This is a genomic window from uncultured Treponema sp. (assembly GCF_945873775.1).
Classification (GTDB): domain Bacteria; phylum Spirochaetota; class Spirochaetia; order Treponematales; family Treponemataceae; genus Treponema_D.
The window spans coordinates 21,927-47,941 of the sequence record NZ_CAMCEC010000006.1; the positions used below are offsets into that span (position 1 = coordinate 21,927).

25 protein-coding genes and 1 tRNA gene are annotated in these 26,015 nt (G+C 39.9%); 7 read left to right on the forward strand and 19 right to left on the reverse strand.

Annotated elements, in window-relative coordinates:
* Positions 1-175: 175 nt before the first annotated feature.
* The 4 genes from Q0N70_RS04415 to Q0N70_RS04430 form a co-directional block, all read right to left on the reverse strand.
* Complete coding sequence (locus tag Q0N70_RS04415) at positions 176-1,036, reverse strand: flagellin (protein WP_294014250.1); 861 nt, start codon at positions 1,034-1,036, stop codon at positions 176-178.
* A gap of 193 nt (positions 1,037-1,229) precedes the next feature.
* A complete protein-coding gene (locus Q0N70_RS04420) occupies positions 1,230-2,285 on the reverse strand; it encodes a glycosyltransferase family 1 protein (protein ID WP_294014252.1) in 1,056 nt (351 codons plus the stop codon).
* 9 nt (positions 2,286-2,294) lie between these two features.
* Positions 2,295-3,479, reverse strand: a complete 1,185-nt coding sequence (locus Q0N70_RS04425; RefSeq protein WP_294014254.1) for a nucleotide sugar dehydrogenase — start codon at positions 3,477-3,479, stop codon at positions 2,295-2,297.
* Between the two features lie 184 nt (positions 3,480-3,663).
* Positions 3,664-3,736: transfer RNA gene (locus Q0N70_RS04430), tRNA-Gly, on the reverse strand.
* A gap of 193 nt (positions 3,737-3,929) precedes the next feature.
* Between Q0N70_RS04430 and Q0N70_RS04435 the strand changes: the two genes are divergently transcribed.
* From Q0N70_RS04435 to Q0N70_RS04450, 4 genes are read left to right on the forward strand one after another with little or no spacing between them, the layout of a single operon-like run.
* A complete protein-coding gene (locus tag Q0N70_RS04435) occupies positions 3,930-5,297 on the forward strand; it encodes an MATE family efflux transporter (protein WP_294014256.1) in 1,368 nt (455 codons plus the stop codon).
* The gene (locus Q0N70_RS04440) at positions 5,284-5,832 is read left to right on the forward strand and encodes a hypothetical protein (RefSeq protein ID WP_294014258.1); all 549 of its coding nucleotides are present in this window, start codon (positions 5,284-5,286) and stop codon (positions 5,830-5,832) included. The genes Q0N70_RS04435 and Q0N70_RS04440 overlap by 14 nt, the downstream gene beginning before the upstream one ends.
* A 51-nt stretch (positions 5,833-5,883) precedes the next feature.
* On the forward strand, positions 5,884-6,153 hold the full coding sequence (locus tag Q0N70_RS04445) for a hypothetical protein (RefSeq protein ID WP_294014260.1): 270 nt from the start codon (positions 5,884-5,886) through the stop codon (positions 6,151-6,153).
* Positions 6,137-6,415, forward strand: a complete 279-nt coding sequence (locus tag Q0N70_RS04450; protein WP_294014262.1) for a DUF4160 domain-containing protein — start codon at positions 6,137-6,139, stop codon at positions 6,413-6,415. Before Q0N70_RS04445 ends, Q0N70_RS04450 begins: the two co-directional genes overlap by 17 nt.
* 8 nt (positions 6,416-6,423) lie before the next feature.
* On the opposite strand, the gene Q0N70_RS04455 is transcribed toward Q0N70_RS04450, so the two are convergent.
* The gene (locus tag Q0N70_RS04455; RefSeq protein ID WP_294014264.1) at positions 6,424-6,795 is read right to left on the reverse strand and encodes a YccF domain-containing protein; all 372 of its coding nucleotides are present in this window, start codon (positions 6,793-6,795) and stop codon (positions 6,424-6,426) included.
* Between the two features lie 12 nt (positions 6,796-6,807).
* On the reverse strand, positions 6,808-7,536 hold the full coding sequence (locus Q0N70_RS04460) for an ABC transporter ATP-binding protein (RefSeq protein ID WP_294014266.1): 729 nt from the start codon (positions 7,534-7,536) through the stop codon (positions 6,808-6,810).
* A gap of 381 nt (positions 7,537-7,917) precedes the next feature.
* Here Q0N70_RS04460 and gltX point away from each other — a divergent pair, with 381 nt between their 5' ends.
* From gltX to Q0N70_RS04475, 3 genes are all read left to right on the forward strand, one after another.
* The gene (gene gltX, locus Q0N70_RS04465; RefSeq protein ID WP_294014268.1) at positions 7,918-9,495 is read left to right on the forward strand and encodes a glutamate--tRNA ligase; all 1,578 of its coding nucleotides are present in this window, start codon (positions 7,918-7,920) and stop codon (positions 9,493-9,495) included.
* Between the two features lie 400 nt (positions 9,496-9,895).
* A complete protein-coding gene (locus Q0N70_RS04470; protein WP_294014270.1) occupies positions 9,896-11,200 on the forward strand; it encodes an NCS2 family permease in 1,305 nt (434 codons plus the stop codon).
* 177 nt (positions 11,201-11,377) lie between these two features.
* Entirely contained in the window at positions 11,378-11,875 is a 498-nt protein-coding gene (locus tag Q0N70_RS04475) for a cytidine/deoxycytidylate deaminase family protein (RefSeq protein WP_294014272.1), read from the forward strand.
* 350 nt (positions 11,876-12,225) lie between these two features.
* On the opposite strand, the gene Q0N70_RS04480 is transcribed toward Q0N70_RS04475, so the two are convergent.
* From Q0N70_RS04480 to Q0N70_RS04540, 13 genes are all read right to left on the reverse strand, one after another.
* Positions 12,226-14,241 carry a TIM-barrel domain-containing protein gene (locus tag Q0N70_RS04480; protein ID WP_367268259.1) on the reverse strand — a complete coding sequence of 672 codons (2,016 nt, stop codon included), beginning with the start codon at positions 14,239-14,241 and terminating at the stop codon, positions 12,226-12,228.
* 65 nt (positions 14,242-14,306) lie between these two features.
* Positions 14,307-15,707, reverse strand: a complete 1,401-nt coding sequence (locus tag Q0N70_RS04485) for an alpha-amylase family glycosyl hydrolase (RefSeq protein WP_294014276.1) — start codon at positions 15,705-15,707, stop codon at positions 14,307-14,309.
* Positions 15,708-15,728: 21 nt separating this feature from the next.
* Complete coding sequence (locus Q0N70_RS04490; RefSeq protein WP_294014278.1) at positions 15,729-17,084, reverse strand: MATE family efflux transporter; 1,356 nt, start codon at positions 17,082-17,084, stop codon at positions 15,729-15,731.
* Position 17,085: 1 nt separating this feature from the next.
* The gene (locus Q0N70_RS04495; protein ID WP_294014280.1) at positions 17,086-17,925 is read right to left on the reverse strand and encodes a TrmB family transcriptional regulator; all 840 of its coding nucleotides are present in this window, start codon (positions 17,923-17,925) and stop codon (positions 17,086-17,088) included.
* Positions 17,926-18,214: 289 nt separating this feature from the next.
* Positions 18,215-18,748: a 3-isopropylmalate dehydratase small subunit 2 gene (locus Q0N70_RS04500; protein ID WP_013701560.1), complete on the reverse strand. Its 534-nt coding sequence runs from the start codon at positions 18,746-18,748 to the stop codon at positions 18,215-18,217.
* Positions 18,749-18,773: 25 nt separating this feature from the next.
* Positions 18,774-20,060, reverse strand: a complete 1,287-nt coding sequence (locus tag Q0N70_RS04505) for a 3-isopropylmalate dehydratase large subunit (protein ID WP_294014283.1) — start codon at positions 20,058-20,060, stop codon at positions 18,774-18,776.
* A 74-nt stretch (positions 20,061-20,134) separates the two neighbouring features.
* Positions 20,135-21,079 (reverse strand): D-2-hydroxyacid dehydrogenase, encoded by a 945-nt coding sequence (locus Q0N70_RS04510; RefSeq protein ID WP_294014285.1) that lies wholly within the window; start codon positions 21,077-21,079, stop codon positions 20,135-20,137.
* Positions 21,080-21,085: 6 nt separating this feature from the next.
* Positions 21,086-21,295 carry a heavy metal transporter gene (locus Q0N70_RS04515; protein ID WP_294014287.1) on the reverse strand — a complete coding sequence of 70 codons (210 nt, stop codon included), beginning with the start codon at positions 21,293-21,295 and terminating at the stop codon, positions 21,086-21,088.
* Between the two features lie 69 nt (positions 21,296-21,364).
* Positions 21,365-22,393, reverse strand: a complete 1,029-nt coding sequence (rlmN, locus tag Q0N70_RS04520) for a 23S rRNA (adenine(2503)-C(2))-methyltransferase RlmN (protein WP_294014289.1) — start codon at positions 22,391-22,393, stop codon at positions 21,365-21,367.
* 9 nt (positions 22,394-22,402) lie between these two features.
* On the reverse strand, positions 22,403-23,548 hold the full coding sequence (locus Q0N70_RS04525) for a tetratricopeptide repeat protein (protein ID WP_294014291.1): 1,146 nt from the start codon (positions 23,546-23,548) through the stop codon (positions 22,403-22,405).
* 14 nt (positions 23,549-23,562) lie between these two features.
* Positions 23,563-23,901: a hypothetical protein gene (locus Q0N70_RS04530; protein WP_294014293.1), complete on the reverse strand. Its 339-nt coding sequence runs from the start codon at positions 23,899-23,901 to the stop codon at positions 23,563-23,565.
* A 76-nt stretch (positions 23,902-23,977) separates the two neighbouring features.
* Complete coding sequence (gene rsmD / locus Q0N70_RS04535; protein ID WP_294014296.1) at positions 23,978-24,547, reverse strand: 16S rRNA (guanine(966)-N(2))-methyltransferase RsmD; 570 nt, start codon at positions 24,545-24,547, stop codon at positions 23,978-23,980.
* Between the two features lie 2 nt (positions 24,548-24,549).
* The gene (locus Q0N70_RS04540; protein WP_294014298.1) at positions 24,550-25,893 is read right to left on the reverse strand and encodes an ankyrin repeat domain-containing protein; all 1,344 of its coding nucleotides are present in this window, start codon (positions 25,891-25,893) and stop codon (positions 24,550-24,552) included.
* Between the last annotated feature and the right edge of the window lie 122 nt (positions 25,894-26,015).

Genomic DNA, 26,015 nt, shown 5'->3' on the forward strand with positions numbered 1-26,015 from the left:
TGGAAAACAGAATTTTCAAAGATCAGCTTCTAAAACGAAGCAAAGCCGTGTCTAAAAGCACAGCTGGTTTTGCGGGAAAGATCCAATTAAAGAAAGCAAAGTTGAAGAGTAAATCAAACCTGCAAACGGCAAAGAGCATAGAAAACTCCATGCTCTTTGTATTCAGTATATCACACTATTGGAGCAAAGACAAGACGCTTTGTGACTGGCTGTTAGCCTGAGCGAGCATTGCAATTCCAGACTGTGACAATACCTGGTTCTTGGTGAATTCTACCATCGCAGAAGCCATGTCTGTATCGCGGATTCTTGATTCAGATGCCTGTGTATTTTCAGCGGCAATATCAAGTCCCTTTACAGCATAGTCAAGGCGGTTCTGGTATGCGCCAAGGTCTGCTCTCTGCTTGTTGATGATTTTAAGAGCTTCATCAAGAGTTCCGATTGCGCGGTTGGCATCACTTGGAGCCGCAATTGTCATAACTTCTTCAGTTCCAATTTCTCTCATTCCAAGAGCCGCAGCTGTCATAGTTCCAATGAAAACAGACATACGCTGATCCATGTTTGCGCCGATGTGGAGCCACATAGAAGCTGTAGGAGTGTTTTCTCCAGTAGCCTGTGCAAATCTTCCTGTGAGCATGTTCATACCGTTGAACTGCGCTTGGGAAGCGATGCGGTCTACTTCTGCTACGAGCTGGCTTACTTCAACCTGAATCTGCATTCTGTCTTCATCTGAATAAATTCCGTTTGAAGCCTGAACTGCAAGTTCGCGGATGCGCTGAATGATGTCTGTAGTTTCCTGCAAATATCCTTCAGTTGTCTGAATGAAGCTGATTCCGTTTGCTGCGTTTCTTGAAGCCTGGTTCAATCCGCGGATCTGAGATCTCATTTTTTCAGAAACTGCGAGTCCTGAAGCGTCGTCTCCAGCGCGGTTGATTCTCTGGCCAGAAGAAAGTTTCTCCATGTCCTTTGTGAGTGAACCCTGAGTTACTCCTAAAGAACGGTTTGAAAACATTGCGGACATGTTGTGGTTGATGACCATATTTTTCCTCCATGGAATTATAAAGACCAAATCCTTTCGGTCTAAAGCTGTAAAAGACTACATCTGTATTACAAGGCTACATCTGCAATCTTTTACATTGAATAGCCTGACTGATGTCTTCTACGAAGTTGAACAGTCATGGTTTTTCAATATACTTATCGGCACAACGGAGACTTAACTTTAGCGATTTTTTTTAACTTTTTATGATTTTTTTTAGGATTTCAGCGGAATTTTTGTAAGTGTATTTTTCAAGGATTGGTTCAGGGGATTCTGTTTCTTCCATTAAAAGCTCATTTAAGTTGCAGTCCGTGTTGTCCCATTCAATGTAATGGGCGGAATTTCCGTATATTTCAGGAAGACTTGCTGATTTTGAAACTATTATTTTTGTCTTGCAGGAAAGGGCTTCAAGCGGCGGAATTCCAAATCCTTCATAATAAGAAGGAAAAACAAACGCCTTGCAGTTTTCCATCAGCGATTTTACTTGTCCGTCTGTTACATAGCCTAAAAGTGTTACATTCGGAAGTCTCTGCAGGTCTTCAAGCTCCTTTGGAACAAGCCCGGATATTGCCTTTCCAGAAACCGCAAACTTTTCCTGTGGATTTTTTTTTGCGTAAGATGCAATCCATTTAAGATTTTTGCGCTTTGAAAGGCTTCCGAGTGTAAAGTAAAAACCGCCTTTTTCAATCTGCGAAAACTTTTCAAATATGGAATTGTCAGCTTCTATTGACTTAAAGTGATCCCAGCCGTTTGGAACAATTTCTATTCTCTCTGGCGAAACTTTGTATGCTTTTAGAATCCGTTCTTTGCTGAACTGCGAAACCGTTATGATTTTTTTTGCGTTTTTTGCTATGTTCCAGTAGCTTAGGCGGCAGTAAAGCCTTATGAGTTTGTCCTTGAACGTTTTAAAGTCCTGTGGAAAATCCTTTGCGTAAATGTCATGTATAAAAGAAAATCCGCAGTTTTTTCCAAGCGGGGCAGTGTTTGAAAAGTTAAGTCCGGTTGCCTTTAGTTTTTTACAGGCTGCGGAAAAAGTTCCCATGTCCCACAGCGGAAAGCTCTTTATGCTTTTTTTTGCCATGATGATTTTAATATTTTTGTATTCTGGAACTGACTTTGCATTTGCAGGAGCATAAAGCGCAATGTTGTCTTCTTTTGAAACGATTAAGTCCAGCTGCTTGCAAGTTTCCCAGGCGAATCTTTCAATTCCTGTGAGGTTTCTGCAAAGAAAGTTTCCGTTTATTAAAATCATCTTTAAGCCTTAGTCGCGCGAATACAAATCTCTTGTGTAGACTTTTTCTTTTACGTCTGCAAGCTCAGGCGACATTCTGTTTGAAACAATTACATCGCAGTTTTTCTTGAATTCCTCAAGATTCTTGATTACTTTTGAACCGAAAAATTCTTCTTCCTTATAAGAAGGCTCGTAAACAACTACAGGAATTCCCTTTGCTTTTACGCGCTTCATAATCCCCTGAATTGAGCTTTGTCGGAAATTGTCGCTGTTTGCTTTCATTGTAAGGCGGAAAACTCCCACAACTTTTGGCTTTTTTGCGATAATCTGTTCTGCAATGAAGTCCTTGCGTGTTGAATTTGAATCTACAATCGCATGGATTAAATTCTGCGGAACATCTTTGTAGTTTGCAAGAAGCTGCTTTGTATCTTTTGGAAGACAGTAGCCGCCGTACCCGAACGAAGGATTGTTGTAGAAGTCTCCGATTCTTGGATCTAGGCAGATTCCTTCTATAATAGATTTTGTGTCCAGACCGCGCACTTCCGCATAAGTGTCCAGCTCGTTGAAATATGCGACTCTCAAGGCAAGATATGTGTTTGCAAAAAGCTTGATTGCCTCTGCTTCTGTGCAGTTTGGATAAAGAATCCTGATGTCTTCTTTGATTGCGCCTTCTTTTAAAAGAGAAGCGAACTGCTGGGCTTTTTCTTTTAATTCCGGCTGTTCTTTTGGAAAACTTACAACGATTCTTGACGGATAAAGGTTGTCATAAAGAGCGTGTCCTTCGCGCAAAAATTCCGGGGAAAAGAGAAGATTTTTTATTCCCATTTCCGCGCGGATTTTTTCAGTGTATCCGACTGGAATTGTAGACTTTATTACAACTGTTGCTTCAGGATTTATTTCTTTTACAAGTTTTAGAACCGCTTCAACAGAAGAAGTGTCAAAGTAGTTTTTTTCTGGGTCGTAGTTTGTTGGAGTTGAAATAATGATAAAGTCAGCGTCCTTGTAGGCGAGGTTTGCATCTGTTGTGGCTGTAAGGTTGAGTTTTTTGTTTGCAAGGTATTCTTCAATTTCCTTGTCCACAATTGGAGACTTTTTGCTGTTTATTAAGTCAACTTTAGTCTGAATTATATCTGTTGCGAAAACTTCATTGTGCTGCGAAAGCAAAATTGCGTTTGAAAGTCCTACGTATCCTGTTCCTGCTACTGCTATTTTCATTCTTTCCTCCAAATAAAGCAAGATTTCAGATTTTATGTTTTACTGTCATTATCGGGCTTGACCTGATAATCTATGAAAAGTTGCATTGGATCGCCGTGTCAAGCACGGCGATGACAGTTTATAAAAAATAGAAATCCAAGTTAAATAGGCAAAAAAAAAGACCTTAGAAAACCTAAGGTCCGAGAGCGGCAGAAGGGAGTCGAACCCTCGTCTCCAGCTTGGAAGGCTGGGGTAATAAGCCGTTATACGACTGCCGCATTGCTTATGTTTGATATATTATAGTTTATAAAAAAAAATGTCAACAGGAAAACGTTAAATTTTGTAATATTTTTTAAGAATATGTTTAATTATATTTTGCCACACGGAGTTTTTTTTTATATTCAAGTCAATAACAAAAAATTAGCCTTTATGTTGCTTGAAACAAATTTTTGATTTAATAAAATATATTCCATGTTGAACGAAAATAAATTGACGGCTGCGAATGATTTTACATCCGGCCCGATTCTTTCAAAGATGCTGCGCTTTATGATTCCGATTCTTGGTGCGTTGATTCTTCAGGCTGCTTATGGCGCAGTGGATATTATGGTTGTGGGAAGATTCGGAACTACGGAAGGAATTTCCGGTGTTTCCACAGGCTCAAATATAATGAACCTTTTTACATTTGTTCTTGCGGGCTTTGCAACTTCTGTTACAGTTCTTATCGCAAAATATCTGGGCGAAAAAAATCCTGAAAAAATCAGCCGTGTTATTGGAGGTTCTATAGTTTTCTTTTTGTGCGCAGGAATTATTTTTACCGTTTGCCTTGTTGTTTTTGCACGCCCGATCGCGCTTCTTATGCAGGCTCCTTCCGAAGCAGTTAATCATACAGTTCAGTACATAAGAATTTGCGGAGCCGGATTTATTTTTATTCTTGCGTACAATTTAATCAGCGCAGTTTTCCGTGGACTGGGAGATTCAAAAAGTCCTCTGCTTTTTGTGGGAATTGCTTGCGCCGTGAATATTGCAGGCGACCTTGTTTTGATTGCAGGATTTAAAATGAATGTCGTCGGAGCTGCCATTGCAACTGTTGCGGCCCAGGCAGTTTCCGTTGTGCTTTCTATAATTATAATCAGAAGAAAAAAACTCGTGCATATAAATAGAAAAGATTTGCGCTTTAACGAGGAACTGCGCGGAATAATAAAGATTGGAATTCCTATTGGATTTCAGGAGCTTTTGACTCAAATATCCTTTATGTGCCTTGTTGCTTTTATAAATCGCCTTGGACTTGAAGCTTCTTCTGGCTACGGAGTTGCAAATAAAATTGTTGCGTTTGTAATGCTTGTTCCAAGTTCTCTCATGCAGTCAATGTCCAGTTTTGTTTCTCAGAATGTGGGCGCAAAAAATGAAAGGCGGGCAACGAAGTCCATGCTTACAGGAATGGCGATTGGCGCGCTTATAGGAATTTTTGTTTTCATTCTGATTTTCTTTAAAGGCGATTTTGTCTCTTCGATTTTTACAGACAACGAAAATGTAATCCGCCGTTCTTATGAATATTTGCGCGGATTTGCAATTGAAGCTGTTGTAACTTCTGTGCTTTTTAGTTTTATCGGCTATTTTAACGGACACGGTGCAACTATGCTTGTTATGATTCAGGGACTTGCGCAGTCTTTTCTTGTTCGCCTTCCGATGTCGTACATAATGTCTGTTCAGCCGGATGCGAGCCTTTCGATGATTGGTCTTGCCGCTCCTACAGCCACAGTTTTTGGAATCGCCTTGAATCTTGCGTTCTTTATTTTTTACCAGAAAAAACTTAATATAAAAGGCAATGAAAACAAATAAAGCTGAACTTTTTCCCATTGTGTTTTTCTTGATTTTACTGAATGCGACTTTCCTTCATGCGGAAGATGAAGTGCGCCATAATCCCTGGTCGCTCATAATCTACCGCCCCGAAAACAGCTATCAGATAAACGAAACCCGTTGCTACTTAAAGCTTGAAGATGCCGACACTGGCGAAGATGTAACTTACACAAAAGCCAAGGCGAATTATTCCTGGATCAGCGAGCCAAAGAAAGGAATTTCTTATGAGCGTTCTTATTATCTTTGCGGCGGAATGGCGATGCATCTTCTTTTAAAGAAAGGAAGATACAAAATCAGTTTTTACACTCCCAAGGAAAAAGTTTTTGGCCAAGGACTTTCAAGAGAGCTTTTAGAAAAAGACTGGAGCTCAAACACTTTTTTATACGACACAGAAAATCCTGCAAAAGTAATCTTTGTAAGCCCCACTGCCAATGAAAACGGCTTCTACAACGGCGGCTGGCACATTGACTACAAAGCGCCAAAGTTCTTCAAATTCACCAAGCCGGAAAAAGATTAAGGTAAAATTCTTAAAGATTTGTGCTATTATATTAAGTAACGGAGGAAAAAAATGATGTATCCTTTTATGACATTGCCAGATGAAACAGAAATTGTTCATTCAGAAATGGTTAACGGAAAAGTAAAAGTCTATATGGAAACACCAGATGAAAAGCTTTGCTTTAAACATGCTACTTGCTATTTGCCAGAGCAAAAATGGGAAGGCATATACGGCTATTCAGAAAAGGAAATAGAATATTTGAAAGATATTGTAAAGTCGGAAGCTCATCTTATATTAGAGTTTTCTCAAACTGGAGGCTTGCTGAATGCCTCAAATTTTTAAGTTAGGTTCTTATTGGGTATATTTTTGGACAAATGAAGGCGAGCCTCTTGAGCCAATTCATGTTCACATTGCAGAAGGAAAGCCTCTTCCAAATGCAACAAAAATCTGGATAACAAAAGACGGAAAATGCTCTCTTGCAAATAACAATTCAAAAATACCGGCAGTAACTTTAAACAAATTCATGCGTGTTATTGAAGTGCGTTCTTTTGAAATTATTTCAAAATGGAAAGAAATCTTTGGAGAAGTAAAGTTTTATTGCTAGATAGAACTTCAGATTTCTATTTTTGCACCGAATGGCAGGAACGAAAGTTTTACAAGCTTAAAGCACTGAAGTCCGAGCGGAATTCCGATGATTGTGCAGCAGAACAAAATTCCTGCCGCTAAATATCCAAGCGCAAGTTCAAGACCGCCAAAAATAATCCAAAGAATGTTTAGGATAACAGAGCTTGTTTTTGTTCCAAGCAAAATGTTTTTTCCAAACGGAAAGAACGAAACGCAAGACAACTTAAAGCACTGAATCCCTACAGGAATGCCGACAATTGTAATGCACCAAAGCAGCCCGATAAAAAGCCATGCAAGCCCGGAAATAAATCCGTAGAGAATAAACCAGACAATATTTCCAAGAAATCTAAAAAGTCCCATATAAACCTTCTTCTACGCGCTGATTATTTTTCCGTCTGAAATCTTTATCACGTGGTCTGCCATGTTTACAATTTTTGCGTCGTGTGTTGAAAAAATAAAGGTTGTCTCAAGCTCCTTGTTCAGGTTTTTCATAAGCTCAAGAATCTGATCTCCGTTTTTGGAATCCAGGTTTGCGGTCGGCTCGTCTGCAAGAATAACCGGGGCTTTTGTAGCCAGCGCGCGCGCAATTGCCACCCTCTGCCTTTGTCCGCCTGAAAGTTCTGAAGGCTTGTGGCTTTTCCATGCTGAAAGTCCGACCGTTTCAATCAGAAAATCGACCCACTCGTCAAGCTCCTTTTTGTTCATGGTTTCGGTTGCGAACGAAGGTCCGAGCGTAAGCGGAAGCTCCACATTTTCCCTTACATTTAAAACTGGAATCAAATTGAATGTCTGAAAAATAAATCCGAGGTTTTTTCTTCTAAGAACTGTGAGCTTTTTGTCTAGCGAGGCGGAAAGTTTTGTGTCTTCAGAAAGCTTTGTTTGCGCGTAAATGTCGTTTCCGTTTAAAAGCAGAGTACCGGAAGTTGGCAGGTCAACAAGCCCGATTATGTTCAAAAGCGTGGACTTTCCAGAGCCGGATGAGCCGGAAATCGCCGCAAATTCGCCTTTCTTTATTGAAAAAGAAGCCTTGTCCACAGCCTTTACAATTACTTTGTCCATCTTGTAGTTTTTGGAAATATCTTTAAGCTCAATCAGATTCATTGCAACAGTATAGCAGACTTAATCATAAAGTTCCACAGAAATTTTTCAATGCTTCTACGCCTTGCAGCAGTGCTTGCGGCTGTTTCTCGTTAGCCTTTCGATGTTCATATACACTGCTTAGATGGCTGTAAAATTAAGTTAATTTAAGTTTAATTTTAACTTAATTTCGTTTCGTTTTTAACTTAATTTTGCTTTAAAATTAAATTAATTTTAGAGTTCTGCAAGTATTTGATTAATGTGTTGTAAGTCTTTAGAGACGATGTTTATCTGCTTGCTGGGTGCTGATGCGTTCTGCTCGTTATTGAGTAAAACTCTTTCAGTCGGTATAATCTGCGTATCTAGTTTGAATATTTTTATTATTTATTAGAGGTTATATTTATTATGGAAAACAAAGAAGTTCGTGTTAGATACGCGCCTTCTCCTACGGGGCTGCAGCATATCGGCGGTGTGCGTACTGCGCTTTTTAACTATCTTTTTGCAAGGTCTAAGGGCGGAAAATTCATTCTTCGCCTTGAGGACACTGACCGCACAAGATACGATGAAAAATATGTGAAGAATCTTTACGACACGATGGCTTGGCTTGGAATCGACTGGGACGAAGGCGGCGACAAGGGCGGAGAGTACGGCCCTTATGTTCAGAGCGAAAGGTTTGAGCTTTACAAAAAATATGCACAGGAGCTTGTTGAAAAAGGCGAGGCTTACTATTGCTTCTGCGATTCAGAGCGTCTTGAGAGAATCCGCAAGATTCAGACAGAAAACAAAATGCCACCGGGATACGACAGAAACTGCCGCCACCTTACAGAAGAAGAAGTGAAGGCGAATCTTGCCGCCGGAAAACCTTACGTTATAAGGCTAAAAGTTCCGCTTGAAGGCGAGACAAAGTTTACAGATCATCTTCTTGGCGACATTGTTTGGAAAAACGAGGACATTTCCCCTGATCCAGTTCTTTTAAAGAGCGACGGATTTCCGACATATCACCTTGCGAATATTGTAGACGACCACCTTATGAAGATTTCGCACGTTATGCGCGCCCAGGAATGGATTCCTTCAACTCCGCTCCACGTTCAGATGTACAGGGCGTTCGGCTGGGAGCATCCTGAATTCTGCCACCTGCCAATGGTTAACGGTTCAGACGGAAAGAAGCTTTCAAAACGCCATGGTTCAACTTCGCTTAATGAGTTCCGCGCGAGAGGCTACCTTCCGCAGGCGATTGTAAACTATGTGGCTCTCTTGGGCTGCTCTTACGAGGACGGACGCGACATCTACAGCCTTGATGAGCTTGCCGCGAACTTTAAGCTTGAGCATTTGAACAAGGCTCCTGCTGTTTTTGACTACAAGAAGCTTGAATGGTACAACGGCCAGTATATCCGCGCTTTGTCTGACGAGGAGCTTTACAAGTGGACATTGCCGTTTATAACAGGAACTGGAGACGCTTCCCTTGAAATTAATCCTGAAAATCCGCAGCCTAAGCCAAAGGTTGGTCCTGAATATTCTGGTGTTGCTCTTGGAAGTGATGGCGAACCTGTTTGTTTGGATTCTTCAATGAACATGACGAGCGCAGATGTAAAGAAAAAACTTTTGGAACTTATGCCGCTTATAAAGGAACGCCTGCACTTCCTTACAGACGCCGCAGAAATGGTCCGCTTTATGTTTACAGAGCCTGCTGTTCCTGCAAAGTCTGAGATTATTCCAAAGAAGCTTGACGAGGCAAAGACAAAGGAAGTTCTTGAAAAGGCGAAGTCTTTTGTTTCTGAAATTTTTGGAATGAGCCACGATGATGCGGAAGCCCTTGCAAAAAAATATGCTGAGGAGCTTGGAATAAAGCTTGGCGACTTTATGATGCCTGTGCGCATGGCTGTTACAGGAAGCCGCATTTCTCCGCCGCTTATTGGCTCAATCTGGATTCTTGGAAAAGAAAAAGCCTGCGAGCGCGTTGAAAAAACACTGGCAGCTTTCTAGGTTTTAGCTTGCATACAGAATAGCCCGGACGAAAAATCCGGGCTGTTTTTTTATAATACAAATATATAAAATATATAGAACAGTTTGCGTTGGAGGCTTTTTTATAAGCATTTATTGCCACACTGATTGGAAAAATCTAACGATTTTTCTACTAAAAAGTTGTTTTTTAGAATTTATTCAGTATAATGTAGAATAGATTACTGAAAAGTTGGTTATAACAGAGATTCCCGCGTCAAGCGCGGGAATGACAGAAAAATTCAAGCAGGAAATGCTATAAATAAAAATTCTCGCCGAGTTTTTTCAGCTTTCTTCAATAAAAAAAAACTAACGTTCATGCTATATAATCTTTTTTTATTTCGTGATAGAATATTGGCATTCTATTTTTTGGAGGAAATTTCTTATGGAGAAATTTTTCAAAATCAAGGAGAAGGGCTCTACTGTAAGCCGTGAAATTGTTGGCGGTATTACAACTTTCCTTGCAATGTCTTACATTCTTGCCGTTAACCCGGGAATGCTTGGTTCGATTGCTGGAATGAATTTCGGCGGCGTGTTTACTGCGACTGCTGTTTCAGCTGCTATTGCAACTCTCATTATGGCGTTCCTTGCGAATATGCCGGTTGCTCTTGCTTCTGGAATGGGACTTAACGCGTTCTTTACTTACACAGTCTGCGGCCAGATGGGATGTTCTCCTTGGTTCGCTCTTACTGCTGTTTTGATTGAAGGCGTTCTTTTTATTTTGCTTTCATTCTTTGGAGTACGCGAGGCGATTATCAATTCAATTCCTGGAACAATGAAAAAAGCTGTTGCTGTTGGAATCGGACTTTTCATTGCCCTTATCGGACTTAACAATGCCGGAATCGTAACTTCTGCGAACGGAACAATCATTGGCTTCAATTCAATTGACTTGAACCATGCTACTGCTCTTGTTGCAATTATTGGCCTTATCATTACAGTTGTTCTTTACATTCTTAAAGTTCCTGGCGCAATTCTCATTGGCATTGCCGCTACAACTGTTATTGGAATTCCTTTTGGCGTTACAACTGTTCCAGAAAACTTCAAGCCGGTTTCTGTTCCTAGCGCGCCGTTCCTCTTTAAGTTTGAATGGGCTGGAGTTCTTTCTCTTAAATTCTTCGGTGTTTTCTTTACTTTCTTGTTTACTGATATTTTTGATACAATCGGAACTTTGATGGGCGTTGCAGAGCAGGGAAATCTTATTGACGAAAAAGGAAACATTCAGAATGTAAAAGGCGCTCTTCTTGCTGACGCTGTTGGAACTGTAGCAGGCGCTTGTCTTGGAACTTCAACAGTAACTTCTTTTGTTGAATCTTCTTCTGGAGTTGCAGCCGGAGCACGCACTGGGTTTGCTTCTGTAGTTACTGCGTTCTTCTTCCTTCTTGCTTTGTTCTTTACACCTTTGTTCGCTCTTGTTCCTTCTTGCGCTACAGCTCCTGCTTTGATTTTTGTAGGCTTCCTCATGATGCAGTCTGTTTCTAAAATCAACTTTGCTGATATTACAGACGGAATCCCGGCTTTCATTACAATTTTGGTAATGCCTTTTGGATATTCAATTTCAAAGGGAATCGCATTCGGAATGATTGCTTATGTAATTGCAAAAGTTGCTGGAAAGAAAACAAAAGAAATTCCTGTTGTTACCTGGATTCTTGCAGTTGTATTCATCTTTGCGCTTGCAATAAAGGCTATATAATTAAAAAATTCCCATGTCGTTGCATGGGAATGACAAGTGCTTGTTATTTTTGTGTATTTAAACACAGATGGCTGTCATTGCCGTATTTGATATGGCAGTTCTAAATGCGCCCTAAGAGTTGGAGACAATTTTTGAGGTGCACTTTTTTTTTTCGTCAATTTGTGGTAAGTTTTTTGCATGAGCGAAGAAAAAGAAAAATATGTGCGTCCAACTTGGGATGAATACTTTATGGAAGTTGCGCGGACTATTGCAAAGCGTGCGACTTGCGACCGCGGAAGAAGCGGCTGTGTAATTGCAAAGGATAATCAGATTCTTGTTACAGGCTACGTTGGAAGTCCTGCAGGTCTTGCTCACTGCGATGAAGCCGGGCATCTTATGCGAAAAATGATTCACGCTGACGGCTCTGTTACCCAGCACTGCGTAAGGACTGTTCACGCGGAGCAGAACGCGATTTGCCAGGCTGCAAAAAGAGGAATTTCAATTGACGGAGCGACCGTGTATTGCAAAATGACTCCTTGCAGAACTTGCGCCATGCTTATAATAAACTGCGGAATAAAAAGAGTTGTCTGCGAAAAGCATTACCATGATGAAGAAGATTCAATGAAAATGTTTTCCGAAGCTGGAATAAAAATTGAGCATTTGGAAGATTCCGTTCAGACTTATGCCGATATGTAGAAAGGTTAATTAACCCAAACTTCGAGTTTTGATAAGAACAGTAGTTTAAGTGTCATTCCCGTGCTACGACACGGGAATTTGTTGGAAATTTTCAATAGATTATCGGGTCAAGCCCGATAATGACATTAAATTATAAAACTCGAAATTAAGGTTAATTAGTTTAAATGTCAAGTTTTGCTGCTGAATTCGCAAATTGACTGAGCGAAAAGAAAAGAAAGCGGCAATATATGTGGCTATTTCAAAAGTATCTTTTATGTCATTTTCGGGCTTGAAAATTCATTGTGTGTTTTAAAGATTGCCGTGTCAAGCACGGCAATCTTTAAAACTTATTAGATATCCTCATGACATTATTATACCTTTATGCTTCTTAAGTTTCCGCTTAGGCTAGGATTTCTGCATTCTCCGTCATCGGTGTAGAGTTCATAGCTTGCTCCTTTTTCTGCAAAGCTTATGCTTGTAAGGTTTTCAAAGTCAATTTTTTCAACTGAATCCGCGTCGTCTGCAAGAGGAAGAATATGTCCTTTTCGGATAAAGATTGCAACTTCGTCTAGCGCAACGTGAATAAAGTTGTGTCCAGCTGGAATTATTTTTTCCTCATAGCTTTCACTGTCCTTGAATTTTATAAGCTTCATTTCCTCTGGAAGATAAACGTGCCGCCCGGTTGCGTTCTGCTCATAGACTGGAGCAATCATAATGCTTTCTCCAATCATAAGCTGGTCTTCTGTTCTTCTCGCGTCCTCATCTTTTGGCCAGATGAATCCAAGCGGACTTGCATACATTGTTCCCTGCAAAGCTGCTTTCATAAACTCGCTGTAAATATACGGAAGCAGCCTGTAGCGCAGCTTGAGGATGTTTCTGAATTTTTCTATGCTGTTTTTAAATCTAAAAGGCTCTTGCTCGCGTGTTCCGAATGCAGAGTGGTTTCTTAGTAACGGCATAAAAATTCCAAGAGCATACCATCGCAAGAGAAGGTCTTCTGTTGTGTTTTCTCCGAATCCGCCTAAGTCTGCTCCTGTGTACAAGAATCCGCACATATTAAGAGATGGAAGCATTTTTAAGTTCAGGAGAATGTGCTGCCATCTTGACATATTGTCTCCCATCCATATTCCGCCGTATCTGTGAGAACCTATGCACGAAGATCTTGAGAACATGAGAATTCTTTTTTCTGGAGAAATTTTTTCGAATGCTTCGGATGCGGCTCTTGTCATGTTGTAGCCGTAGATGTTGTGAACGTCATAGTGCCGGATTTTCTTTCCGTCCTTGCAATGATAAAAACTCTTGTAGTCATCAACATTGTTTGCAAGATTCAAGACTGTGTCTTTTAGCGCGAAGTTTTCTTTTAAGCCTATGTTGAGCTTTCTCATTTCGTTTACCTGGTCAAAAACTTTTTCCAGATTTTTTTCAGAGTAAAAGAGGGCAGGCTCGTTCATGTCGTTCCAAAATCCTTCAATGCCTTGATCGGTTAGAAATTTGTATTTCATTCCAAACCACTTTCTTGCTTCTGGATTTAAGAAATCTGGAAGACAGCATTTTCCCGGCCACACGCCAACTATAAAATCGTTTCCGTCTTTATCCTTGCAAAAATAATTGTTTGCCTTTCCTTCTTCGTAAAGTTCAAATCCGTATTCCATTTTTATTCCGGCATCAATGATTGGAACAATTCGAATGGAATTCTTTTTCATGTCGGAAACAAAATTCTTAAAGTCTGGAAATGCTTTTTTGTTGACTGTAAAATCTTTGAACTTTTCCATGTAGTCAATGTCGAGATAAACCATGTCGAGCGGAATGTTGTTCTTTCTGTAGTTTTCGGCGACTTTTCTTACATCTTCTTCACAGGTGTAGCCCCAGCGGGACTGTCCTATTCCGAATGCCCATCTTGGAGGAACGTAACTTTGTCCAATCAAAGTTCTGAATTCTTTTATGATTAATTCTAGTGTTGGGTTTTCGATTATGTAGACTTCATATCCTGAGTTTTCTACAGTAACTTTAAGAGTTGAATAGTTTGAAGCTCCAATGTCAAACGTAACTTTTCCCGGAGTGTCAAAGAATACTCCGAAGTTTTTTTCATTTCCTGATACGATGAAAAAATTGTGGGCGGCATACAGCGAGCTTTTGTTTTCATTGTGCTCTGGCTGGTCTGTGCAGAAACTTTCATAAATGAATCCGCGTTTGTTTATTCCGCGCACATTTTCTCCAAGACCGTAGACAATGTCGCTAGAATCCATTTCAAGTGAAAAACTAGAATCTTCTGCAGTTTCAAAATACGGAATTTTTTCTTTGCATGATTCGGGCTTTTCTTTTACAGTTTCTGTGTCAAACGCTTCTCCGAATACAAATCTCTTTATCATTTTACGCCTCCTATATATTTCTAATCTTCAGACTTGACCCGAATAACTTAGATTGTCTAATCAAGTTAGACAATGACAGATTGTTAATAAACTACGCAAATTGATTTTGGTTTTATTTTTCCTTTTAGAACTGAATCCTTGCAGACGAATTTTGTTTTATTTGCTTTGTCGATATAAGTTCCCTTTGGAAGTTTTATTTCAACTTGAACGGCAGACGGCTTGGAATTTAAGTTGATAATTACGCAGCCTTTTTCTCCGCGCTTTATAATTAGAACTCCCGCGTTTTCTCCATTGATGAATTTTTCGTTTTCGCCTTGCATTGCAGTTCTGAATTTGTTTACAGCGGAAACTTCCGGGCTGAAATATTCATCGTTTCCTGTTTCTCCGATTTTGGATTCTCCTGGAAATTGTGTGGATTCTTTTCCTTTTGGACGGTTAAAAAATAATGGTGTTCCGTCCTTTCTTGAAGCTATTACTGCCCAGCCTGCGCGGATCATAAAGTTTGTGAGGTAAGCTGACTCGCCTTCGTTTGCGTAAGTGTCATGGCTTTCAACCCAAGTTACAACTTCTGGCGAAGCTGCATTTTGAAAGTTTACAATTCCTTTTGCGTTTAGCTTTTCATTTTTTAATGCGCTTCTTAAAAGCTTTCCGTAATTGCTTGCTGTTACTGGAAAAAGTTTTCCGTAGGCATCTTCTCTTGATGCTCCTTCCTGAAGAACTTCTCCATAAATAAAAAGCTCATCTGCGTTTTTTACAGATTTTCCGTTCACTGATTTTTTTCCTGTAAAGACTGGCCAGAAGTCATTTTCTTTTGAAGCAGGATCTACAGGGTCGTCGGGAAGTGCAATGTGTTTTGCTGTGTCGAATCTGAATCCGTCAGCTCCGCAGTCAATGAGGTCGTTTATGTAGTTCATAAAGTATTCTTGGAAAAGCGGATTTTCTGTGTTCACATCTGGAAGTCCTCCGAGCATTGCGCTTGTAACTTCTCTGCGGTTTGCCATGCTTCTGATTGTGTGGTCAGAATTCTTGTGGTACATTTTTTCCATTCCGCCTACAGCTTCTATAAAGTCCAAGGAAATTTCATCTTTGTGCGTTGTTGTGTGGTTTGGAACAACGTCAACAATTACTGCGATTCCGTATTTTTTTGCCTTCGCGCACATCCGTATAAAGTCGTCTCTTGTTCCAAGCTGATAGTTTCCGATTTTCCAATCTGTAGGCTGATAGTGATAATACCACTTTCCACTTTTCTGGCTCATAATTTCAAGTCCGCCGTTATCGCCTTCAAAGCATTCATTTGCAGGTGAAGTCTGTATTGCAGTGAATCCCGCTTCTGCAATTTTTTCAATGTTTTCTTCAATCGTCTTGAATGACCAGCACCAGCAGTGGAGTATAGTTCCTTGTTTTGTTTGCATTTTATTTTCCGCGGTCATAGCAGAAACTCCTAAAATAAAAATCATTGCAAATGTAAAAACTTTTCTAAGCATTTTTTCCTCCATTTCGATTGCCTAATTATTTTTTTGTGTGATATTGTCTATCCATTTTCTGCTTTTAACTCTTGCTGTTCCAATTACAAGCCTTGCGATTTCTTCAACGGAAAGAAGCGCATAGACTTTTGTGATTTCAAACTTGAAGACCAGCGCGCCCAAAAGTCCAAGCGGAAGTCCTATTCCGTAAGTTCCCAAGACATCTAGGAACAAAGTGAATTTTGTTTTTCCGCCGCTTCTAAGAATTCCGCTTCCTATTATCATGTTGCAGACTTTTATCCATAAATAGAATGCGAATATCCACAAAAGATGTTTTGCATATTCTTGAACTTGATCTTCTACATTGTAAAATCTTATATAGATTGGAGCGAACGCAAAAATTAAAATTCCAATTGCAGTACAGCCTACAACACAGATTTTTATAAACTTCCAGGCGAGAACGTAGCCTTTGTCAAAGTCGTTTGAGCCAAGTTCATTTCCTATTAGAATTCCTGTGGCTGCTGAAAGTCCGCTAAAGAATCCGATTGTTAACCCTTGTACAGGGAAGGTTAACGTAATTGCCGCAAGTTCTGCTGTTCCCATGTGTCCGTATATCGCGCTGTAGCCTGCATCTCCCAATGCCCATAAAAGCTCGTTTCCTATTGCGGGAAGCGCAGTTATAAAAAATATCTTTAGAAATGAAAAGTCATTCTTGCACAAAAGAACTGCTTTCATGTTTGCAGGATGGTTTTTCTTTATCATAAAAATAATGAGGATTGCGCATTGAATGAATATCGAAATTACAGTTGCAATTGCTGCTCCGTCTGAACCAAGTGCTGGAAATCCTAAAAGTCCAAAAATCATGATTGCATTGAGAGCCGTGTTTGTTGCGACAGAAATAAATCCCGTTACTAGCGGAGTCTTTGCAAATCCTGTGCTTCTTAGCATTGCCGAACAGCAGCTGATGATTGCAAGCGCAAAATAGCTTAATGAATTTATTCTCAAATAATTTTTGCCTATTGAAATAACTTCTGTGTCTTTTGTAAAAAATGAAAGAACTAATTCCGGCGTAAAAAGTGAAAAAATAAAAAACACAAGCGCAACTGCCAATGCTGAAAAAATTGAAGCCCTCATTACATTTGCGTGTTTGCTTGAATCTTTTGCTCCTTCATATTGAGATGCGAATATTGAGCTTGCTGCTGCGATTCCTCCTAGCGCAAAAAGCATTACAAAGCACGGTCTTCCGGCAAGGCTTACTGCGGCTACTGTTTTTGAGCCCAATTGTCCAATCATAATTTGGTCAATCATTCCTAAGCACGACTGAATTAAATTCTGCAACGAAATAGGAACGGCAATTGAAATTAAATCTTTTAAAAATGTTTTGTTTTCCGTTTTCATTTTAAATTCCTTTCTCCATTAAAGTTCCAATGCAAATGTCTTTGGAAATAATATCGCGGTTGAATTTTTTCCTTAGCTTTTGCAAGTAAATATCAAAGTGAATATGCTCTGAAACAAGATTCACAATCAGCCTGTTGTCGCTTGTCATTCCAAGAAAATCATTTTCGCCGTCTGGCAATTTTTGAATTTTGTGGTGCGGTCTGTGCGGAAAAAAAATTGCACGGTCGTTGCTTCCTACAATGCAGTGCGCCATGTCTGAAACCAAAAGGATTCTTTGTTCCGGACAGCAGTCTGTTCCGTCGAATCCGCAGAAAAATTCCAGCGGAATTTCAAGAGTGTCCAAATTTTTCCAGCTGAACAAAACAATTCTCACTTTTCTTTTTGCCGCCAAAAGTAGGGCTTCCTTAAAATATTCAAGCGGCATTGAGCAGTTGAACACAATTTCTTTTTTTGCCGCTGCAATAAGTTTGTTTACAACAGAAATGAGTTTTGTTTTTCCTTCGATGTTTACAAAACGTTCCTGTGTTGAAATCGGCGAATTTAATTCCTTTAGCATTTCTTTTGCTTTTGCGGCATTGCTCGAATATTTTTGTGAAATTTCGTCAATTAAAACATCCGGCGGAACTGCCTGATATTCTGCTGTTGAGCCAGGAATGCTTGTTATGCATTCTTTCTTTAAAAGATTTTCCAGCGCAGAATAAACAGAAGGGCGGGGCGCATTCAGTTTTTTTGCAATCTGGTAGCCGCCCATTTTTTCTTCTGGAACGAGCGCACAGTAAACAAGAGATTCCATTTTTGAAAAACCAAGGCTGCCTAGTATGTCTATGATTTTGTCTGTCATGTTTTTCCTTAAAAGTGTTTTTAGTAGTAATTGTTTTACTACTAGTGAATATATCGCTTCTTTTTTCGTGTGTCAACAAATATTTTATTTATTATAAAAATTGTGAAATTTTAAGGCTTTTAATATAGAAAATCGTACTTTTGTTATATTGATATTGTTTTAAAAATAGATTTCTAAAATATATAATTTGAATTTACAAATATTAAATTAGATAAAAAAAACTGCCCTGACGCATTGCCAAGGCAGTTTAAAAGATTATCTGGCCAAGCCAGATAATGACAGTAAGGTATTAATATTTTTTGTCGGCGTATCCAATCCAGCCTTCGTTTTCTACAAGGGCTTTTTCAAATCCTTCAAGCTTGAAAGGATAGCTTTTTGAAAGTGAGCCGGCAATTAGTTTTACTTTCCAAGTGCCGTCTTCCTTCTGTTCAATTTTGCATTCTGTGTCTTTGTCTGCAAATGTTCTGAACATATCGTCGATGTCTTTTTTGCTCATGTCCAATGCAAGAAGACCGCAGTTGTACATGTTCTGGCGGAAAATGCGGGCAAAGTTTACTGCGATTACACAATAAATTCCGTTTACTTCCAAAGCCCAGGGAGCGTGTTCACGGCTAGAACCGCAGCCAAAGTTTTCACGTGTAATTATGACTTTTTTGCCCAGGACGTCTGTTTTTGGATTGAAACCTTCAAGCTTTAAATCCTCAAGGAGATACGGCTGGAGCGCCTGCTTTGTATTTTCTGTAAGATACTTTGCAGGAATTATCTCGTCAGTATTAATATCTGAGCGATCCAAGAATAAAACTTGTCCACCAAACTGTTTCATTTTGTTCCTCGTCTTTATTTATTTTTCAGCCTTTAAAAAAGCATGAATTAGTGATTGTTCCAGCAATTGCTGTTGCCGCGGCTGTGGCTGGGCTCATAAGATGAACCATTCCGCCTTTTCCCATGCGTCCGTTGAAGTTTCTGTTTGTTGTAGAAGCGCAGACTTCTCCTTCCGCAAGAACTCCGTTGCTCATTCCAAGGCAGGCTCCGCAAGTCGGGTTTGTAACGCAGAATCCAGCATCCATAAAAATCTTTATGATTCCTTCCTCAAGCGCCATTTTATAAACGAGCGGGGTGGCAGGACTTACAATTCCACGCACACCTTCTGCGATTTTGTGTCCCTTTAAAATTTCAGCGGCTACACGGAGATCGCTGATTCTTCCGTTTGTGCATGAGCCGATATAAACCTGATCAACTTTTGTTCCTTTCATTTCTGAAACTTTTTTTATCTGATCTGGCTTATATTCGATTGTACATACAGGCTCAAGGTTTGACAAGTCGAATGTGTAAACTTTTTCATATTCCGCATCTTCATCGTCAATCCATTTGCTGTATTCTTTAAGGGCGGCTTCTTTTGACTCGAATTCATCTTTGATAAAAGGCCAAAGATATTCCACTGTTGTCATGTCAGGAAAGCAGATTCCGCTTGTTGCGCCGGCTTCAACTGCCATGTTGCAGATTGTCATTCTTTCTTCCATTGACATATTGTCAACAATTGGACCTGTGAATTCCGCAACGCAGTTTGTAGCTCCGTTTACGCCAATCTGACCGATAAGGAAAAGAATCACATCTTTTGCATAGACTCCTTCTTTGAGTTTGCCATTTAAAACAAATTTTATTGCTTTTGGCTCGCGGAAAGAACATACGCCCTTTAATATTCCCACTTCCAAGTCTGTTGTTCCAACACCAGCGGCAAACGCTCCGAAAGCTCCATGTGTGCAGGTGTGGCTGTCTCCCATGATTACTGTAAATCCAGGACGGACAAATCCTTTTTCTGGGAAAATTGCATGGCAGACACCGTTTGCTCCGATGTCAAAGAAGTCTTTTATATTATTGCGCTTTGCCCAGTCGCGAAGAATTTTTTCCTGCATTGCGCATTTGCTGTCTTTTGCTGGTGTTACGTGGTCTATGACTGCCTTGATTTTTGTGCTATCAAAAACTCTGTCTTTATTCCGTTCAACCAAGTCGTTGATTGCGATTGGTGTTGTGATTTCATGGCAGAAAACTCTGTCAAGCTTAAGAATGTTTGTTCCTTCAAAAGGGGATTCAACCAAATGTGATGAAAAAATTTTCTGTGCTATAGTTTTTCCCATAGAAATTCCTCTGTATTAATAGACTTTAGTATAATTAAAGTTTATTAAGTAAAAATAAAATTGTCAATATGCTTTTACGAAACAACATTCTGCGGATTTCCGTTGACAAAGCATTTTAGGTTTTCTATTACGATATTTAAAAGCCTTTGCCTTGTTTCGGTTGCTGCCCAAGCGATGTGCGGGGTTATAATGCAGTTTTTTGCGCCAAGCAAAGGATTGTCTTTTTTCATAGGCTCTTCGCTTACAACATCCGCCGCATAGCCCGCAATTTTTCCGTTGTCAAGGAATTCCCTTACATCTTTTTCATTTACAAGCGGACCTCTGGCTGTGTTTATTAAAAATGCGGTTTTCTTCATTAAAGAAAGTGTTGTTTTGTTTACGACATTTTTAGTTTTTTCTGTCAAAGGCGCATGGAGGGAAATAAAATCGGATTCATTGAACAATGTTGAAATGTCAACTGGATTTTTTATTTCAGGCTTTGGAGTTCTCGTGCAGACAATTACTTTCATTCCATAGGCTTCTGCGATTTTTGCAACTCTTGAACCTATGCTTCCGTAGCCAAAAATTCCGAGAGTTTTTCCTTCAAGTTCAATCAGCGGAACCTTCCAGTAGCAGAAATCCGGGCATTTTGTCCATTCGCCGGACATTACGCTGTTAGAATGAAGCTGTGTGTGGCAGGCAAATTCACTTATAAAAGCGAAAACAAGCTGCGCAACACCTGCTGTGCTGTAGGAAGGCACATTTGTTACTGTGATATTGTGTTTTTTGCAGGCTTCCAAGTCAATTACATTGTAGCCCGTTGCCTGAACTCCAATATATTTTAAATTCGGGCATTTGTTAAGGATTTCTTCTGTTATATTTATTTTATTTAAGAGAATCGCATCGCTGTCGCCAATTCTTTCTGCAACTAGAGAAGCCTCTGTCCTTGGAAAAACTGCGACTTGCCCGAACTGTTCTAGCGGCGACCATGAAAGATCGCCTGGATTCAAGGCATTGCCGTCAAGAACTGTGATTTTCATATAGAATTAGCCGAGAGCTATAACGCCAGTAGAACCGATGGCTGCATTTATCGCATCCTCAATTCCTGCTGTTCCTTCGTCAAAGTCAACGCAAACTTGGCATTTTGCTGCTGAAGAGACTACATTTGTAACACCTGCGACTGCTTTTACTGCTGCATCAACTTTTGCTGCCGCCGCATCATCATCCATTCCTGTAACATAAATCTTTTTCTGCATTCTTGTCTCCTAGCAAAATTTTAAATACAAAATTATTATAATAGGGTTTATATTTTTTTTCAAGCAAATTTAAATGCTTGAGGCTGAGGAACGGCCTAATTGACCGCAAGCGCCGCCAATTTTTGCTCCCCGACGAATTCTTAAGTTTACTTTAAGGTTTGCTTTCTCAAGGATTTTCACGAATTCCTCGCATTCTTTTCTTGAAGGAGTCTTAAATTGTAAACCTTCAACTGGATTCCATGGAATGAGATTTATATATGCGTCAAGCCCAGAGGCAAAGTCAATCATTCGCTTTGCGCTTTCTGGCCCTGTGTTCTGTCCTGAAAGAAGGGCTGCTTCCAATGTTATTCTTTTTCCAGTTTTTTCTGAATAAAATTTTATCGCTTTTTTTAATTCTGGCAACGGATTTCCTTTTGAAACTGGCATAAGCTGTTCCCGAAGAGCAGAGTCGGCTGTTGTCAATGAAACTGCAAGGCGCACAAAAGGTCCTTTTTCTGCAAGTTCATAAATTCCGCTTATAAGTCCGCAGGTGCTTAACGTGATTCTTCTGGGGCTTAAACATCTTCCTTTTTTATCCGTTAAAATTGCCACGACTTTTCTTATTGCATCTAGGTTTTGAAGAGGCTCGCCCATTCCCATAAAAACAATGTTGTCCAAAGTTCCGGCTTCTTTCTCCATAAAAAAGAATTCTTCAACAATTTCTCCGGCGGTAAGATTTCTGCCAAGACCAAGACGCCCTGTCTGGCAAAACGCACAGCCCATTGCGCATCCTGCCTGGCAGCTTACACAGGCTGTTTTTCTTCCTTCTTTGTCTGTTAAAAGAACGGTTTCTATTGCAAGTCCGTCTGAAAGGGTGATTTGAAGCTTTATTGTTCCGTCCGGGTCTTTTAAAACTTCCGTTACTTTTGAAGAGCGCAAAAGAACATTTTCTTCAAGAAATTTTCTTGTGGCTTTGTCGATGTTTGTCATCTGCTCAAAAGATTCCGCGCCTTTTGAAATCCATTCATAAATCTGCTTTGCACGGAAAGACGGCGACAATTGAATTGCGTTTGCTATTTCTTCAGGGAAAAGCCCCGAAATTGAAACTTTTTTTTCCATAAAAAATAATCAGCTTTCTTGAATTTGTTCTGCGAAGTCGTTTATTGCCTGGTTTTTTATTCCAAGCTTTTGAAAGGAATGAAGAGTTTCCAAGGCTTCTTTTTTATTGTTCATTTTTAGATAGCAGTCTGCAAGATCTATGTAAAGACGGTAGTTTTTGGGATCTCCGTTTACAAGCTGAGTAAGCCTGTCGGCTGCTTCTTCAAATTTTCCTTCTCCCTTGCAAATTAAGGCAAGTCCCAAGGCGGCATAAATATCAAAATCTATATCCATTGCCCGGTTGTAATATTCTGCGGCTGTTGCATAGTCGCCTGTGTTTCTATATGCGTCTCCGGTACGTGTCAAAATGACTTTGTTTTTTGGATCGATTTCAAGAATTTTATTCCAGTAGCCGATTGATCGGAACTGCTGGTTCATTCCCCGGTAGCAGTCTGCAATTCCGAATAATGCATAGAAATTGTTCGGGTCAAGCTCAAGCGCTTTTTCAAAGTAGGGAAGGCCTTTTTCAAATGTCTTGATTTTTCTGTGGCAGTTTCCTATTGATGTTAGAACTCTTATGTCCACGTGCGAAGGATTCATTTCCAGCATTCGTGTCCAGTAAAAAAGCGCGTCTTTGTATTCCTTAAAATCATAGTGAAGATGTCCCAGTCCAATCAGCGCGTAGGCATTGTTTTCTTCCATGTCGAGGACTTTTAAGTAAAGATTCTTTGATTTCTTAAAGTCTCTGATTTTCCTGTAGGCATCGGCAACTCTGGTTAGAACTGTTATGTTTCTGTCGTCATGGACAAGATATTGCTCCCAGATTTCTATGGCCTTTTTGTATTGATTTATCGCCTTGTAGCAGTCCGCAAGCCCAAAAAGAGCGTAGTTGTTTCCTGGATGGCAGGAAAGGCATTTTGAATAATATTCTATCGCTTCCTTAAAATGGCATTGCTTCCGCTCGCTGTCGCCAAGTCCCACAAGCGCATAGTTGTTGTTTTCTTCTATATTAAGAATCTGGCTGAATGCTTCAATTGCTTCTTTTGTGCTGTTGTCTTTTAAATACTGATAGCCTTTTTTTGAAAGCTCGCTTATTGCTGTGTTTGCGCCGTCTGTTTTGTTGAATTCCTGTGTCTGTGAAAAACTGAATTCTTCCGGTTTCAATTCATCAGCCATTTTTTTTACCTCTCTTAACTTTTTAGCATAACAGACACAGTCTGCGATATTTTTTCTATAATCGGTTCGCTTTTTCTTTTGTTGTGGGCAAGAAGATACATTTTCAGCGCGTCTAAATATTTGTTTTCCTTGTTGTAATTGTCTCCTATTCTTGTAAGGCCGTCTGAATATCCTGTAGTAATGAAAATTCTTTTTGCCATTTCAACTTTGCCTTCATTAAACAGCGCGTTTGCTTTTCTGTTAAGCGCAACTTTTTGCTGATCAGAAAGTCCGTCCAACGGCAAGTCGGAAGTTTTTATAAATTTCAGTTCTTCTGGCTTTGAGTCGATTTGATTTTTTAAATTACTTGTCATTACTTTTAACCTTATAGAATACAGTTTTAATTGTAACTTGTTATTTCGATTTGTCAAGCAATGGTTTTAAAGTCTTTCAGTTTGTCTGCGTGCCGTTTTCTTCATATTTATAGAAGTTTACGATTGAGCGTCCGTAGATTCTTTTATCTGAAAGCACAAGGTTGCCTATTTTGTCCGGAAGCGGATCTTCGGCAGGGTAGTGGATTAAAAGCTGTCCGTTTTTTGTAAGAAGTTCTCTTGCTCCGGCAGTTTCCACAAGTTCTTTTCTGAATTTATAAGGAAAAGGCGGATCCAAGAATATATAGTCGAATTTTTCTTTGCAGCGTTTCAAAAAAAGCTCGACAGCCATAAAGCGGCAGTTTATGCGGACTCCGACTTCTTCTGCCATTTTTACATTTTTGAGAATTGTCTTTGCCTTTGACTTGTCCATTTCGCAAAGCGTTACTGCGGAAGCTCCGTGCGAAACTGCTTCAAGCGCAATTGTTCCAGAGCCGCTGAACAAGTCAAGAAAAGATTTTCCTTCAAGAGAGAATCCTATTATGTTAAAAACGGACTCTCTCATTTTGTCCATTGCAGGACGGATCGCCATTTTTCCATAAGGAGTTTCTGTGACACGCCCTTTTAGCTTTCCGCCTGTAATTCTCATTTTTAGTTTGCTCCGTTAAGAGACCAGTAAATGTCATCGTGGGCAAGGTTTTTGTTTAATTTTGCGTAGTCAAAGGCTGTGTTACCGTTTTCATCCTGAAATGCCGGATTTGCGCCCGCGTCTATGAGCTGCTTTAAAACCAAAGTTGATTTTCCGTATTGAGCCGCGTACATCAGTGGAGTTTGTCCTTTCCATAAACGGTTCAAAGGAATTTCCATGTCAAGGAACAGCTTGATTTTTGCTTCGCGTATGTGGTCGGAAGAGGAATTTCCTGTTATTGCAAAAATAAATGCCCTGAAAACTTCATCTTCGGAAACGCTTCTGTTTTTTAGGAGAACTGAAATTATTTCAGGATTCTGTGAATAGTCCGCTGCCATCAAAAGCGGAGTGGCATTGAATTTGTTTCTTACACGGATATATGCGGCGTTTTCGATAAGCATATTGAGAATGTTCAAGTTGTTCTGGTATCTTACCGCATACATAAGAGCTGTCCAGCCGTCTTTGTCCCTAAGATTTACGTCTGCTCCGTTTTTAAGAAGCAAATTTACGTCCCAGTCGTTTCCAGCTTTTGCTGCTCTCATAAGAAGTGTAACGCCGTTTTTGTCTGCCGCGTTCGGGTTTTCTATGTATTCGGTTTTATTTGCAGGCGGCTGTTCTGCTGGCTTGTCTTCATTTTCTGCATAGTCCAAAAGAAATGCGCTTGCATACTGCTGAATTTCAGCTTGCTTTGCATTTTCTGTGTTTGAAGTGTTTTCTTCTTTTGAATTTGAATCAGCTGAAGCTGTCTGCTCTGAATTTTGCGCGGCTTCTGGAACTGGCTCGGCGGCTGTTTCCTGTGCGGGAGGCTCTGGAACATAAAGTCCTTCCGGGTCTTCTGTGTATTCCGTGAGCTTCTGGTAAACGCTGTATTCAGGATTCATTCTTGCGTAGGCGAAAGAGTCCATTCCGCTTTTGTCTTTCTGCAGAACTCTTGCATCCCGGCTGCGCTTTAAAACAATTCCATACTTGGAAACAAGGTCAATTACATTTTGGTCTGAGGAATACTGGGCTGCGTACATCAGCGGAGTTTTTCCTTCTTTTGTCTTTGCGCTTGGGTTCGACTCTTTTTCGAGGCAAAGGTTTATGATGCCGATGTCTCTGTCATTTTTAAGGGCAAGCATAAGAAATGTTTCTCTGTTGTTTCCGAATACTTGTGTAGAAAGGTTTCGGTTTTCTTTAAATGCTTGGCGGATTTCTGCTTCTGTTCCCTGTTTTGCAAGCAGCTCGTAATCAACATCGTCTTTTGCGTACATGGCGGCAGGAATAAGCGCGGCCAGTAAAAATACAAATAAAAACTTCTTCTTCATATATTATAATTATATTCAACTGCGCTGAAAAAAACAATAATATTGAAAAAAAATCCCTTTGACTTTTGATATATGGCATGATAGAATTTGCTGAAATTTTTGCATCCAGTTTGGAAAGCAGA

Bases quoted from the DNA above. Each gene is read 5' to 3' on its own strand.
- Q0N70_RS04415 (WP_294014250.1), bottom strand. From the start codon at position 1,036: ATGGTCATCAACCACAACATGTCCGCAATGTTTTCAAACCGTTCTTTA.
- Q0N70_RS04420 (WP_294014252.1), bottom strand. From the start codon at position 2,285: ATGATTTTAATAAACGGAAACTTTCTTTGCAGAAACCTCACAGGAATT.
- Q0N70_RS04425 (WP_294014254.1), bottom strand. From the start codon at position 3,479: ATGAAAATAGCAGTAGCAGGAACAGGATACGTAGGACTTTCAAACGCA.
- Q0N70_RS04435 (WP_294014256.1), top strand. From the start codon at position 3,930: ATGTTGAACGAAAATAAATTGACGGCTGCGAATGATTTTACATCCGGC.
- Q0N70_RS04440 (WP_294014258.1), top strand. From the start codon at position 5,284: ATGAAAACAAATAAAGCTGAACTTTTTCCCATTGTGTTTTTCTTGATT.
- Q0N70_RS04445 (WP_294014260.1), top strand. From the start codon at position 5,884: ATGATGTATCCTTTTATGACATTGCCAGATGAAACAGAAATTGTTCAT.
- Q0N70_RS04450 (WP_294014262.1), top strand. From the start codon at position 6,137: ATGCCTCAAATTTTTAAGTTAGGTTCTTATTGGGTATATTTTTGGACA.
- Q0N70_RS04455 (WP_294014264.1), bottom strand. From the start codon at position 6,795: ATGGGACTTTTTAGATTTCTTGGAAATATTGTCTGGTTTATTCTCTAC.
- Q0N70_RS04460 (WP_294014266.1), bottom strand. From the start codon at position 7,536: ATGAATCTGATTGAGCTTAAAGATATTTCCAAAAACTACAAGATGGAC.
- gltX (WP_294014268.1), top strand. From the start codon at position 7,918: ATGGAAAACAAAGAAGTTCGTGTTAGATACGCGCCTTCTCCTACGGGG.
- Q0N70_RS04470 (WP_294014270.1), top strand. From the start codon at position 9,896: ATGGAGAAATTTTTCAAAATCAAGGAGAAGGGCTCTACTGTAAGCCGT.
- Q0N70_RS04475 (WP_294014272.1), top strand. From the start codon at position 11,378: ATGAGCGAAGAAAAAGAAAAATATGTGCGTCCAACTTGGGATGAATAC.
- Q0N70_RS04485 (WP_294014276.1), bottom strand. From the start codon at position 15,707: ATGCTTAGAAAAGTTTTTACATTTGCAATGATTTTTATTTTAGGAGTT.
- Q0N70_RS04490 (WP_294014278.1), bottom strand. From the start codon at position 17,084: ATGAAAACGGAAAACAAAACATTTTTAAAAGATTTAATTTCAATTGCC.
- Q0N70_RS04495 (WP_294014280.1), bottom strand. From the start codon at position 17,925: ATGACAGACAAAATCATAGACATACTAGGCAGCCTTGGTTTTTCAAAA.
- Q0N70_RS04500 (WP_013701560.1), bottom strand. From the start codon at position 18,748: ATGAAACAGTTTGGTGGACAAGTTTTATTCTTGGATCGCTCAGATATT.
- Q0N70_RS04505 (WP_294014283.1), bottom strand. From the start codon at position 20,060: ATGGGAAAAACTATAGCACAGAAAATTTTTTCATCACATTTGGTTGAA.
- Q0N70_RS04510 (WP_294014285.1), bottom strand. From the start codon at position 21,079: ATGAAAATCACAGTTCTTGACGGCAATGCCTTGAATCCAGGCGATCTT.
- Q0N70_RS04515 (WP_294014287.1), bottom strand. From the start codon at position 21,295: ATGCAGAAAAAGATTTATGTTACAGGAATGGATGATGATGCGGCGGCA.
- rlmN (WP_294014289.1), bottom strand. From the start codon at position 22,393: ATGGAAAAAAAAGTTTCAATTTCGGGGCTTTTCCCTGAAGAAATAGCA.
- Q0N70_RS04525 (WP_294014291.1), bottom strand. From the start codon at position 23,548: ATGGCTGATGAATTGAAACCGGAAGAATTCAGTTTTTCACAGACACAG.
- Q0N70_RS04530 (WP_294014293.1), bottom strand. From the start codon at position 23,901: ATGACAAGTAATTTAAAAAATCAAATCGACTCAAAGCCAGAAGAACTG.
- rsmD (WP_294014296.1), bottom strand. From the start codon at position 24,547: ATGAGAATTACAGGCGGAAAGCTAAAAGGGCGTGTCACAGAAACTCCT.
- Q0N70_RS04540 (WP_294014298.1), bottom strand. From the start codon at position 25,893: ATGAAGAAGAAGTTTTTATTTGTATTTTTACTGGCCGCGCTTATTCCT.